Here is a 12,046-nt window from a genome sequence, read left to right on the forward strand (position 1 = left end):
GCGGCCGGCGGGCACGGCTTGATCACTCCTGACCTCATCCCCGACGAAGCCGGGCAGTGGCTGACGGCAGCTGAGGAGCATCGGTTGGACCGCATTTTTCTCGTCGCGCCGTCGTCGACGCCGGAACGGTTGGCCATGACCGTCGACGCGTCACGCGGATTCGTCTACGCCGCTTCCACGATGGGCGTCACCGGGGCGCGTGACGCGGTGTCGCAGGCCGCGCCCGAGTTGGTGCAGCGCGTGAAGGCGGTGTCCGACATACCCGTCGGCGTCGGCCTCGGGGTGCGGTCGCGCGAGCAGGCCGCCCAAATCGGCAGCTACGCCGACGGCGTGATCGTCGGTTCGGCGCTGGTGTCGGCGCTCGGTGCGGGTGGCCTGCCCGCGCTGCGGGAACTGACCGAGGAACTGGCCGCCGGCGTCCGGCAGAAGGCGTCCGCCCGATGACGACGTTGCCGACGTACTTTCCCAGCCCGCCGCAGGGTGTCTGGCACCTTGGGCCCCTGCCCATTCGCGCGTACGCGCTGTTCATCATCACCGGGATCGTGGTGGCGCTGTTGATCGGCGCCCGCCCACCAGCCCGAACGGCACCACCCACAACGCGATGTCATAGATGACGCCGCGCTGTCCGCCGCGGGCCTCCCAGCGGCGGTCGCCGATCAACAGCGCCACCACGATCCCGGTGATGATGAACAGCGCGTACGCGCGAATGGGCAGGGGCCCAAGGTGCCAGACACCCTGCGGCGGGCTGGGCATCTGGGGCGCGGTGGCGCTCGGCTGTGTGGGCGGGTGGATCGGGTGCCGGCGGCACGGCATTCCGCTGCCCGCCTTCGCCGACGCGGTGGCCCCGGGACTCGTCCTGGCGCAGGCCATCGGCCGGCTGGGCAACTATTTCAACCAGGAGCTCTACGGCCGCGAAACCACCCTGCCGTGGGGTCTGGAGATCTTCTACCGCCGCGACCCATCGGGATACGTCGACCCGCATTCGCTGGACGGTGTGTCGACGGGTCAGGTGGCACTCGTCGTGCAGCCGACCTTTCTGTACGAATTGATCTGGAACGTCCTGGTTTTCGCCATCTTGATCTACGCGGACCGGCGATTCGCGCTGGGCCACGGGCGACTGTTCGCGCTGTACGTGGCCAGCTACTGCATCGGGCGGTTCGGCGTCGAGCTGCTCCGCGACGACACCGCCACCCATATCGCGGGCATCCGGATCAATTCGTTCACATCGACTTTCGTGTTCATCGGGGCCGTGGTGTACATCATGGTGGCGCCGAAGGGACGGGAGGCGCCCGAGAGCCTGCGCGGCAAGGAGGCCGAGGAATCGGCGGCAGAGGAGCCGGCGGACGAGCTTGCGGCCGTCGCCGCCGGGTCGTCGACGGCGGCGGGCGCGGCGGGCACCGAATCCGCCGACGCCGCGGAAACGGACAAGGCCGACGAAGCCGAAGAAGCCGACGAGCCGGAAACCGCAGAGGCCGAGACGGTCAGTGCCGAGGCGGCGGAGCCCGGGGAAGCCGAAGCCGAAAAGCCCGAGGCCGAAACCGAAGAGGTCGACGAAGAAGAGCCCCAAGCCGAAGAGGCCGAAGAGGCCGACGAAGAAGAACCCGAAGAGGCGGAAGAGCCCGAAGCCGAAGACGCCGAAGCCGAAGAGGCCGAAGCCGAAGACGCCGAAGAGGCGGAAGAGCCCGAAGCCGAAGAGCCCGAAGCCGAAGAGCCCGAAGCCGAGGAACCCGAAGCCGCCGAACCCGAGCCAAAGCCGGCACAGGACTCGGCCGAACCGGCCTCGGCCGCCGAGCCGTACACGACGCCACGCAGCCGCTGGAGGCTGCGAAGGAATCGGCCGTCGAACAGCTAGCGGCCGGCTCGGTCTGGCATGCTGAGAACGTGACGCAACCGCATTCCGCCGGCCAAGCGGTGGAACGGCGTCACGGCCCGGGCCGTTACGTCGCCGCCGGCACCGCCGCAGTGCTCGGCGGCGCGTTGGGCTACGTCGGGCTGGTCGACCCGCACAACACGAATTCGTTGTATCCGCAATGCCCCTTCAAGTGGCTCACCGGCTGGAACTGCCCGTTCTGCGGGGGCCTGCGGATGACCCACGACCTGTTGCACGGCCACCTGGCCGCCGCCGTCAACGACAATGTTTTCCTGCTGGTCGGCATCCCGATGCTGGCCGGATGGTTGCTGGTTCGCCGCGGCCGCGGCAAAGCCGCGCTCTCGACGGCGGCCTGGCTGACCATGGTGCTGGCCGTCATCGCGTGGACGATGGTGCGTAACCTGCCCGGCTTCCCGTTGTTTCCGGCGATTCAGAGTGGGTAGCCGCTCGCGGCGCGACAACCCGTTAAGTCGGACCGTGGGGGGCCCACGCGACTATGCTGGGTCGGCGTGAGTAGACGCGGAAAGATCGTCTGCACCCTTGGCCCTGCGACAAATTCGGACGAGCTGATTCTGGCGCTGGTCGAGGCGGGAATGGACGTCGCCCGCTTGAACTTCAGCCACGGCGACTACTCCGACCACAAGGCCGCCTACGAGCGGGTGCGGGCCGCTTCCGACACCACCGGCCGCGCGGTCGGTGTGCTCGCCGACCTCCAGGGGCCGAAGATCCGGCTGGGCCGTTTCGCCACCGGGTCCACGTATTGGGCCGACGGCGAAACCGTGTGCATCACCGTCGCGGACTGCGAGGGCACCCACGACCGCGTGTCGACCACCTACAAGAGGCTGGCGGCGGACGCCGCGGTCGGTGACCGGGTGCTGGTCGACGACGGCAACATCGGACTGGTGGTTGCAGGCATCGATGGCGACGACGTGATCTGCACCGTCACCGAGGGTGGCCCGGTCAGCAACAACAAGGGCATGTCACTGCCGGGGATGAATGTGACCGCTCCGGCCTTGTCGGAGAAGGACATCGAGGATCTCACGTTCGCATTGGATCTCGGTGTGGACCTTGTCGCTCTGTCCTTCGTGCGCTCGCCGTCCGACGTCGAGCTGGTGCATGAGGTGATGGACCGGGTCGGGCGGCGGGTGCCGGTGATCGCCAAGCTGGAAAAGCCGGAAGCCGTCGACAATCTGGAAGCGATCGTGCTGGCCTTCGACGCCATCATGGTGGCCCGCGGTGACCTCGGCGTCGAGCTGCCGCTGGAAGAGGTGCCGCTGGTGCAGAAGCGGGCCATCCAGATGGCCCGGGAGAACGCCAAACCCGTCATCGTGGCGACCCAGATGCTCGACTCCATGATCGAGAACTCCCGGCCGACGCGCGCCGAGGCCTCCGACGTCGCCAACGCCGTGCTCGACGGCGCCGACGCGGTGATGCTGTCCGGCGAGACGTCGGTGGGAAAGTACCCGCTGGCGGCCGTGCGGACCATGGCGCGGATCATCTGCGCCGTCGAGGACAACTCCACCGCCGCCCCGCCGCTGACGCACGTGCCGCGCACCAAGCGCGGGGTGATCTCCTACGCCGCCCGCGACATCGGCGAGCGCCTGGACGCCAAGGCGCTGGTTGCCTTCACCCAGTCCGGCGACACCGTCAAGCGGCTGGCGCGCCTGCACACCCCGCTGCCGCTGCTTGCGTTCACGGCGTGGCCCGAGGTCCGCAGCCAACTCGCCATGACCTGGGGCACCGAGACGTTCATCGTCCCGATGATGACGTCCACCGACGGCATGATCCGTCAGGTCGACAAGTCACTGCTGGAACTGGGTCGCTACAAGCGCGGTGACCTGGTGGTGATCGTGGCCGGCGCGCCACCTGGCACAGTAGGGTCGACAAACCTCATCCATGTGCACCGCATCGGGGAGGACGACGTCTAGCCCGACGACGATGCGGTCCGCGTAGCGGACCGAGGAGGAGTCGGGCAATGAAGCCAGCCAGACGACGATGCGGTCCGCGTAGCGGACCGAGGAGGAGTCGGGCAATGAAGCCAGCCCGACGACGATGCGGTCCGCCTAGCGGACTGAGGAAAAGCCGGGCGATGAAGCCAGCCCGTCCGGGCGGGCCATCGAGCCAAGGAGAGGCCGCGATCAGCACCGATTCCGATTTCAAGGAACTGCTTGCGACCCTCGACCTCACCCGGGTCGCCGACGACCGTTTCGTCGGGTCTCATCCCACCAAGAACCCGATGCGCACGTTCGGGGGCCAGCTGATGGCCCAGTCGTTCGTCGCGAGCAGCCGCACCCTGGTCCGGGGGGACCTGCCGCCCAGCGCGCTGTCCGTGCACTTCGTCAACGGGGGCGACACCGCCAAGGACATCGAATTCCACGTCACGCGGCTGCGCGACGAGCGGCGCTTCGCCAATCGGCGCGTGGACGCCGTGCAGGACGGCGTGCTGCTGTCCTCCGCGATGATCTCCTACATGTCCGGCGGCCCGGGCCTCGAGCACGGTGTGGACCCGCCGCAGGTCGGCGAGCCCGAAACGCAGCCGCCGATCAGCGAGCTGCTGCGCGGCTACGAGGAAACCGTTCCGCACTTCGTCAACGCCCTGCAGCCGATCGAGTGGCGCTACACCAACGACCCGGCGTGGGTGATGCGGCAGAAGGGCGATCGGCTGCCGCACAACCGGGTCTGGATGAAGGCCGGCGGCAAACTGCCGGACGACCCGGTCCTGCACACCGCGACCATGGTGTACTCCTCGGACACCACGGTGCTGGACTCGGTGATCACCAGGCATGGGCTGTCCTGGGGGTTCGACCGTATCTTCGCCGCCTCCGCCAACCATTCGGTGTGGTTTCACCGGCAGGTCAACTTCGACGACTGGGTGTTGTATGCGACATCGTCGCCGGTGGCCGCGGATTCGCGCGGGCTCGGCACCGGCCATTTCTTCGACCGCTCCGGGCAGCTGCTCGCCACGGTGGTGCAAGAAGGGGTGCTGAAATACTTTCCGCCCACCCGCCGATAGACCGGGTGAATACCCGCAGGACATCGCCATGATTTGGGCCCGTCAGGGCCCGGACCGGGCGTAAGTTCATAGCAGCCGGGTATTCGGTGCAGTGGCGGCAGACAGCCGCCCAGCTGGAATGACAGCGCATCGGGAGGTGAGTGTGAGCGGGCCGTTGGTCGACGCCTCAGCGAAGGCTCGCGGGCGGGAACGCGTGGTCGTCTCGGTCGATTCGCGGGCCGCCCGGCTGATCGGGGCCCTGGCGCTGTTGAGTGCCACCTGCTGGTTGGCCGAGATCCTCGTTCGCCACCATCACCAGCCCGCGTGGCACTACACGGATCGGCTGGCCTGGTCGCTGACGGTGCTGGTGGCGGTGGCGTGGATCGCGCGCGGCATCTTCCTGGGCCGTCCCGTGACGGCCCTGCACGCCGCCGCGGCCGCCGGGTTCGTGCTGGCCGGCCTGGGGCTGCACGTGCTGTCCTTCGATCTGCTCGGCGACCTGGTGATCGCCGGTTCCGGCGTGATCCTGATGTGGCCGACGGCGTCGCACCCGCGTCCCGGGGATCTGCCCCGGATCTGGGGGTTGATCCAGGCCACCAAAGACGACCCGCTGGCGCCGTTCGCGATGCAGACCGGCAAGAGCTACCACTTCACCGCCGACGGGGGCGCGGCGCTGGCCTACCGGACGCGCCTGGGCATCGCGGTGGTCGGCGGCGACCCGATCGGCGACGAGTCTCGATTCCCCGAACTGGTCGCCGACTTCGCCGCCATGTGCCACGCCCACGGATGGCGGATCGCGGTCGTGGGTTGCAGCGAGCGGAGGCTGGGATTGTGGAGCGACGCCGCGCTGCTCGGACAGTCGTTGCGCGCCGTGCCGATCGGTCGCGACGTGGTCGTCGACGTAGCCACTTTCGACATGGTGGGCCGCAAGTTCCGCAACCTGCGCCAGGCGGTGAAGCGCTCGCACAACTGCGGCATCACCACCGAGATCGTCTCCGAACAGGAGCTCACCAGTGAGCAACTGGCCGAGCTGACCGAGGTGGTGCGGGCGTCGAGCAAGGCGGCACACACCGAACGCGGGTTCCACATGAACCTCGACGGCGTGCTGGAGGGACGCTTCCCCGGCATCCAGCTGATCCTCGCCCGGGACGCCTCGGGCACCGTGCAGGGCTTCCACCGGTATGCGACGGCCGGCGGCGGCAGCGACATCACCCTCGACGTGCCGTGGCGCAGGCGCGGGGCCCCCAACGGCATCGACGAGCGGCTCAGCATCGACATGATCATGGCCGGCAAAGAGATTGGCGCACAACGGCTTTCTCTTGCCTTCGCGGCGTTCCCGGAGATCTTCGACGAGAAGAACCGCAGCCGCGCCCAGCGCGTTTTCTATCGGCTGATCCACGTCCTCGACCCATTGATCGCGCTGGAGTCGCTCTACCGGTACGTGCGTAAGTTCCACGCGCTCGACGCCCGGCGCTACGCCCTGGTGTCGATGACCCAGATCGTCACGCTGTTGATCGTCTTGCTGTCGCTGGAGTTCATGCCGCGCCGGCGACATCTCTGAGGGCGTCCACGCGCAGTTCGCCACACCCGATGCCGTCGGGTAGGTGGTGGGTGGCCACCACCACGGTGCGGCCGGCGGCCACCAGCTCAGAATCCGGTCCGAGCAGGTCACGCAGGATCGATTGGGCGTCGGCCGCGTCCAGGTGCTCGGTGGGCTCGTCGAGCAACAGAATCCGGGCGGGTGAGAGCACGGCGCGCGCCAGCAGCAGCCGCCTGCGCTGACCGCCCGAAAGCGCCTGCGCCCCACCGGTCAGCACCGTCGACAGGCCGTCGGGCAGACCCGCGAGCCACGCGCCAAGCCCGACCGCATCCAGGGCGGCCGCCAGTTCGTCGTCCCGGCAGTCGCCCCGGGCGACCAGCAGGTTGTCTCGGACGGTGGTGGCGAACACGTGCGCGTCCTCAGCGAAAAAGCCGACCGCGCGCCGTAATTCCCCTTCCTCGAACTCTAAGAGGTCGGTGCCGCCGAGCGTCACCCGTCCCCGCAGCGGGGGGAGCAGCCCGGCGAGCGTCATCAACAGCGTGGTCTTGCCGGAGCCGCTGGCGCCGGTAACGGCCAGCCGGGCACCCGGGGGCAGGTCGAGTGTGATGCGGTTCGAGCGGGTGGCCTCGGTGTGGCCGGAGTGAATGTCGGCCGACAATACTGCGGTCGGCTCGGGCGGGGCCGCCGCCGTGGGGTTTTCGGGTTGCGCGTGATCGGTCGCCGTCAGGTCGAGCAGCCGGCGCGCGGCGATGCGCGACCGCGTCAGCTGGACCGCGGCGGCCGGCAACGGTGTCATCGCCTCGAAGGCGGAGAGCGGCAACAACATCAGGACGGCCAGGGTGGTGGGCGCGACCGACGGCGCCAACCCGATGCCGGCCACCACGGCGCCGAGCACGCTGACCCCGATCGCGGCGGTGGGCACGGCCTCGGCGAAGGCGGCCGGCCTGGCCGCGGCATCGAGCGCGGCGCCCCACGCCCGTTGACGGCGTTGGGATTCGGCGATGACGCGGGGGAGCACGCCGGCCACGCGAAGCTCGGGCGCGTGCTCGAGGGCGACCATCGCCGAGGTGTCCCGCTCGGAATGATGCTGCCGGGCAACGCTTTCCTGCCGGGCCGCGGCCCTGGCCGCAAACCGCGGCGCGACGAAGCCGGTAAGCAGCAGGCAGATCGCCAGGACCGCCCCCGCCTGCGGCGAGATGGCCGCCACCACGGCGGTCGCCGCCAGCCCCAGCACTGCGGCGACCCCGATCGGCACCACGGCACGCACCAGCACGTTGGCCAGTTCGTCGACGTCGGAGCCCACGCGTGCCACCAGCTCGCCGCTGTGCAGTCGGACCGCGGCCGCCGCGGGCCCGCGGGCCAGCCGATCGTAGATCCGCGCCCGGGCGGTGCCGGCGGCCCGCAGCGCGGCGTCGTGGGTGACCAAACGCTCGCAGTAGTGCAACACGGCCCGCGAGATGGCGAACGCGCGCACCGCGACGGCCGCGACCGAGAGGTCCAGCACCGGCGGCATCTGCCAGGCCCGCGTGATCAGCCAGGCCGAGACACCGGCCAGCGCCAGCGCGCTGCCCAGCGACAGCACGCCCAGCGCGATCGCCGCCACGATGCGGGCGAGCCTCGGGCGCAGCAGCGGCGCGGCCGCCCGGAGCGGATCAGACTGCGGCATAACGCGCCCCACTGTCGGCGGCCACCTCCACCACCCGGTCACCGATGGCCAGCACCGGCTCGCGGTGCCCGACGACCACGACGGTCGCACCGGCGCGGGCACGCTCCACGATGGCCCGCAGCACGCGTCGCTCGGCGCGGGCGTCCAGGTGCGCGGTGGGCTCGTCGAGCAATAGCACCGGCGCGGCCGACCCGAGCGCCCGGGCGAGGCCGAGCCGTTGCCGCTGCCCCAGCGAAAGGCCGACGCCGCCGCGGCCCAGCACGGTACCCAGCCCCTCCGGCAGGTCGGCCAACACCGCATCGAAACCCGAAGCCGCGCAGGCCGTCTCCAGGTCGTCCAGCTCGCCGAACAGCATCAGATTGTCCCGCACCGTGCCCGGGACGAGCGCCGGGCGTTGCGGCAGCCAGGACAACTGCCGCCACCATGCGGCCGGCTCCAGGTCGGCGACGTCGATGCCGGCCACCGTCACGCGGCCCGACGTCGGTGCGGTGATCCCGGTGATCGCCTGCAGCGCCGTGCTTTTGCCGGCGCCGTTGCGTCCGGTCAGTACCGTCACCGCGCCCGGCTCGATGAGCGCGGTGAGGTCGCGCGGCGCCTGACCGTCGCGCCCCGCGACGCTGAGCCCGTCGAGTCGGATCCCCGCCCCGCGGGCGGTGACGGTCCGATCCCCGGTCCGCGGGGGAGTCGGCTCGCCGATGAGGGCGAAGGCCTTGTCGGCGGCGGTCCTGCCGTCTTGGGCGGCATGGAATTCGACACCGATTCGGCGCAGCGGCCAGTAGACGTCGGGCGCCAGCAACAGCACCGTGAGGCCGGTCGCCAACGTCATCTCACCGAACACCAGCCGCAGTCCGATCCCCACCGCGATCAGCGCCACGCCCAGTGTCGCCAGCAATTCCAGCACCAGTGCCGACAAGAAGGCGATCCGGAGCGTGGCCATGGCCGAGCGGCGATGCGCCGCAGCGAGTTCGGCGATGCGCCGTTCGGGTCCGCGGGCGCGGCCCAGCGCCCGCAGCGTGGGGATGCCGGCGATGAGATCGAGCAGCCGCCCCTGCAGCGTCGTCATGGCGGCCAGGGCGGCCGCCGACCGGTCGGCGGTGGCCAGGCCGATCAGCACCATGAATACGGGTATGAGCGGCAAGGTGATCGCCACGATCGCCGCCGATTTCAGGTCGTACAGCGCGACGACGGCGACGGTCGCCGGGGTCAGGATCCCGGCGAGCACGAGTGTGGGCAGATATCCGGTGAAGTAGGGACGCAGGCCGTCGAGACCCCGCGTGACCACCACGGCGGCGGCGTCCCGTTGGGCGGCGAGTTCACCGGGCTGCCGGGCGGTTACCGCCGTCAGCACCTGACCGGACAGGTCGGCGATGACCGCGCTGGCGCCGCGCTGGCCCAACCGGGCCTGCAGCCACTGTGCCAGCGTGCGAAGCGTCCACAGCAGCACGAGAATCGACAGCGGTCCCATCCAGGCGTGCAGGCCGCGCGCCGAGTGATCGCCGACGGCGCGGGCGACGACGTTCGCCAGCACGATCGCCGAGCCGATCGCGCACCCGGAGATCACCACGCCGCAGCAGATGGTCGCGGTCAGGTAGCGGCGCAGCGCGATCGATGCCCGCCACAGTCGCGGGTCCAACGGGCCCCGCGCTCTCGAACCGGGTGGCGAGTCGGTCGCGCTCAGGACACCCGCCTCGCCAGGCCGATGGACGGCGGGATCCGATCCGCCGAGATTCGTTGCCGGAACACCCAATACGTCCACGCCTGGTACACCACCGTCAGCGGAGCCATGAAGGCCGTCACCCACGTCATGACCTTGAGGGTGTAGGGCGTCGACGAGGCGTTGTAGATGGTCAGGCTCCACTGCTTGTTCAGGGTCGAGGGCACCAGGTTCGGGTAGAGCGCGCCGAACAGCAGGATCACCACCGACAGGATGACCGTCGCGGTGCAGGCGAACGCCCAGCCGTCGGACAGGCGCCGCCAAACCAGCAGCACCGCCGCCAGCTGCGCCACCACCGCCACCGCGAGCACCAGCCAGGTCCAGTTCTTGCCATGGGCGAGTTGCGTCCAGATCCCAAACGCCGCAACCAGTCCGGTCACCGGAAGCGACAACCACACCGCCAGCCGGTGGGCGTCGTCGCGGATGGCGCCGGAAGTCTTCAGTGAGATGAACACCGCGCCGTAGAACAGGAACAGCCCGGCGGTGGCCAAGCCGCCCAGCAGCGTATAGGCGTTCAGCACGTCCGTGATCGACAGGTGGACCTGGCCGTCGGCGTCCACCGGCAGGCCGCGGACCAGGATGGCGAAGGCCACCCCCCACAGGATCGCCGGCAGCCAGGACCCGGCCGCGATGCCGAAATCGGCCCAGCCCCGCCACCTCGTGTCGTCGATCTTGCCGCGCCATTCGATCGCCACGGCCCGCAAAATCATGCCGAACAGGATGGCCAGCAGCGGCAGGTACAGCGTCGAGAACACCGTGGCGTACCAGCCCGGGAAGGCGGCGAACATCGCTGCGCCGCCGACGATCAGCCAGACCTCGTTGCCGTCCCAGATCGGGCCGATGGTGTTGAGCGCGGTGCGTCGGATCGGCTCGGGCTCACCGATGCCGACGCGCGCGAGCGGTTCCATCAGCATGCCCACGCCGAAGTCGAAGCCCTCCAGAACGAAGAAGCCGAGGAACAGCAATCCGATTATGCCGAACCACAATTGCTGCAGTCCCATCGGTCAGCTCCCTTCCTGAGTGCCTGGATCCAGGGCTAGTACGCGAACGAAAGCGGGGCCACCTCGTCGTCGCCGGGCGCCGGCGGGGGAGCCGGCTCGGCGTCGTGCTCCCGCGGCCCTTCGGTGATGTAGCGCTTGAGCAGGAAGAACCAGATGACCGCAAGCACCGCATAGACCAGGGTGAAGGTCACCAGCGACGTGATGACCATGCCGGGCACATGGTTGGACACGGCCTCGTGGACGGTGAACCGAACCTGTTGGTCGCCGGTCGGATTCGGGGCGACGATCCAGGGTTGCCGGCCCATTTCGGTGAACACCCACCCGGAGATGTTCGCCAGGAACGGCGTGGGAATCGTCAGCAGCGCCAGCCAGGAGAACCAGCGTTGGTTGGGCACCCGGCCGCCGCGGGTGAGCCACAGCGCCGCGAGCGCGAACAGGATGGGCACCGCCAGGAAACCGATCATCGCGCGGAACGACCAGTAGGTGACGAACAGGTTGGGCCGGTAGTCATTCGGGCCGAATCGCTGTTCGAAGTCCTGCTGGATATTGCGGACGCCCTGCAACGTCACGCCGCTGGTCCGGCCCTCGGCGAGGAACGGCAGCACGTAGGGAACCTCGATCACCCGGGTGACGCTGTCGCAGTTGTTGTGCGTGCCGACGGTGAGGATCGAGAAGTCCGGGTCGGTTTCGGTGCCGCACAACGATTCCGCCGACGCCATCTTCATCGGTTGCTGAACGAACATCAGCTTGCCCTGGCGGTCGCCAGTGAAGAACAGGCCGACGGCGGCGAGCAGCACCACCCAGCAGCCCAGGATGACCGCGGGCCGAAACATGGTGCGCGCGTTCGATTCGGCGGCGGGGGTGGCGGTTTCCGGGCGGCGGGACCGGACCAGGAACCACGCGCCGACGGCCGCGACGAACGTCGCCGCGGTCAGCAACGAGCCGGTCACCGTGTGGGTAAACGCCCACCGCGCAGTGTTATTGCCCAGCAGCGCGGTGATGCTGTCCAGCTCGGCCCGGTGCGTGGCCGGGTTGTAGTGCGCGCCGACCGGATGTTGCATGAACGAGTTCGCCACGATGATGAAGAACGCGGACACGTTGACGCCGATCGCGACGATCCAGATGCAGGCCAGATGGACCAGTCTCGGCAGGCGGCCCCAGCCGAAGATCCACAACCCGATGAAGGTGGACTCGAAGAAGAACGCGAACAACCCCTCCATGGCCAGGGGCGCGCCGAAGATGTCGCCGACGAACCGCGAATAC

The 12,046-nt window shown here is 69.4% G+C and carries 8 protein-coding genes and 4 pseudogenes; 7 read left to right on the forward strand and 5 right to left on the reverse strand.

Features of this window, described 5'->3' with window-relative positions; translation table 11 throughout:
- Both trpA and A9X05_RS31230 read left to right on the forward strand, forming a co-directional pair.
- On the forward strand, nucleotides 1–444 hold a 444-nt coding region (trpA, locus tag A9X05_RS20340; protein ID WP_067783744.1), incomplete at its 5' end, for a tryptophan synthase subunit alpha.
- Nucleotides 441–563: pseudogene (locus A9X05_RS31230) on the forward strand (prolipoprotein diacylglyceryl transferase); the annotation flags it as partial. The gene trpA and the pseudogene A9X05_RS31230, both read left to right, overlap by 4 nt.
- On the opposite strand, the pseudogene A9X05_RS20345 reads toward A9X05_RS31230, so the two are convergent.
- Nucleotides 562–753: pseudogene (locus A9X05_RS20345) on the reverse strand (prolipoprotein diacylglyceryl transferase family protein); the annotation flags it as partial. The pseudogenes A9X05_RS31230 and A9X05_RS20345 sit on opposite strands and share 2 nt — an antisense overlap.
- Here A9X05_RS20345 and A9X05_RS20350 point away from each other — a divergent pair.
- The 5 genes and pseudogenes from A9X05_RS20350 to A9X05_RS20370 form a co-directional block, all read left to right on the forward strand.
- A pseudogene (locus A9X05_RS20350) lies at nucleotides 740–1,852 on the forward strand (prolipoprotein diacylglyceryl transferase family protein); the annotation flags it as partial. The pseudogenes A9X05_RS20345 and A9X05_RS20350 sit on opposite strands and share 14 nt — an antisense overlap.
- Nucleotides 1,853–1,911: 59 nt before the next feature.
- On the forward strand, nucleotides 1,912–2,313 hold the full coding sequence (locus A9X05_RS20355; RefSeq protein WP_231978439.1) for a DUF2752 domain-containing protein: 402 nt from the start codon (nucleotides 1,912–1,914) through the stop codon (nucleotides 2,311–2,313).
- Nucleotides 2,314–2,379: 66 nt separating this feature from the next.
- Nucleotides 2,380–3,798 carry a pyruvate kinase gene (pyk, locus tag A9X05_RS20360; protein ID WP_067752435.1) on the forward strand — a complete coding sequence of 473 codons (1,419 nt, stop codon included), beginning with the start codon at nucleotides 2,380–2,382 and terminating at the stop codon, nucleotides 3,796–3,798.
- Between the two features lie 161 nt (nucleotides 3,799–3,959).
- Complete coding sequence (locus A9X05_RS20365) at nucleotides 3,960–4,883, forward strand: acyl-CoA thioesterase II (RefSeq protein ID WP_067783754.1); 924 nt, start codon at nucleotides 3,960–3,962, stop codon at nucleotides 4,881–4,883.
- Nucleotides 4,884–5,025: 142 nt separating this feature from the next.
- Nucleotides 5,026–6,423 carry a bifunctional lysylphosphatidylglycerol flippase/synthetase MprF gene (locus tag A9X05_RS20370; protein WP_067783768.1) on the forward strand — a complete coding sequence of 466 codons (1,398 nt, stop codon included), beginning with the start codon at nucleotides 5,026–5,028 and terminating at the stop codon, nucleotides 6,421–6,423.
- Here the strand turns inward: A9X05_RS20370 and cydC are convergent.
- From cydC to A9X05_RS20390, 4 genes and pseudogenes are all read right to left on the reverse strand, one after another.
- A pseudogene (gene cydC, locus A9X05_RS20375) lies at nucleotides 6,336–8,068 on the reverse strand (thiol reductant ABC exporter subunit CydC). The gene A9X05_RS20370 and the pseudogene cydC overlap by 88 nt on opposite strands.
- Nucleotides 8,055–9,668, reverse strand: a complete 1,614-nt coding sequence (cydD, locus tag A9X05_RS20380; RefSeq protein WP_067783765.1) for a thiol reductant ABC exporter subunit CydD — start codon at nucleotides 9,666–9,668, stop codon at nucleotides 8,055–8,057. The pseudogene cydC and the gene cydD overlap by 14 nt, the downstream one beginning before the upstream one ends.
- A gap of 74 nt (nucleotides 9,669–9,742) precedes the next feature.
- Nucleotides 9,743–10,783 carry a cytochrome d ubiquinol oxidase subunit II gene (gene cydB, locus A9X05_RS20385; RefSeq protein ID WP_067783759.1) on the reverse strand — a complete coding sequence of 347 codons (1,041 nt, stop codon included), beginning with the start codon at nucleotides 10,781–10,783 and terminating at the stop codon, nucleotides 9,743–9,745.
- A gap of 35 nt (nucleotides 10,784–10,818) precedes the next feature.
- Nucleotides 10,819–12,046 (reverse strand): cytochrome ubiquinol oxidase subunit I (locus tag A9X05_RS20390; RefSeq protein WP_067783762.1); only part of this gene is annotated, 1,228 nt, incomplete at its 5' end.

Origin of the sequence: Mycobacterium sp. E3298, from assembly GCF_001666895.1 — a bacterium.
In the GTDB taxonomy this organism is placed as follows: domain Bacteria; phylum Actinomycetota; class Actinomycetes; order Mycobacteriales; family Mycobacteriaceae; genus Mycobacterium.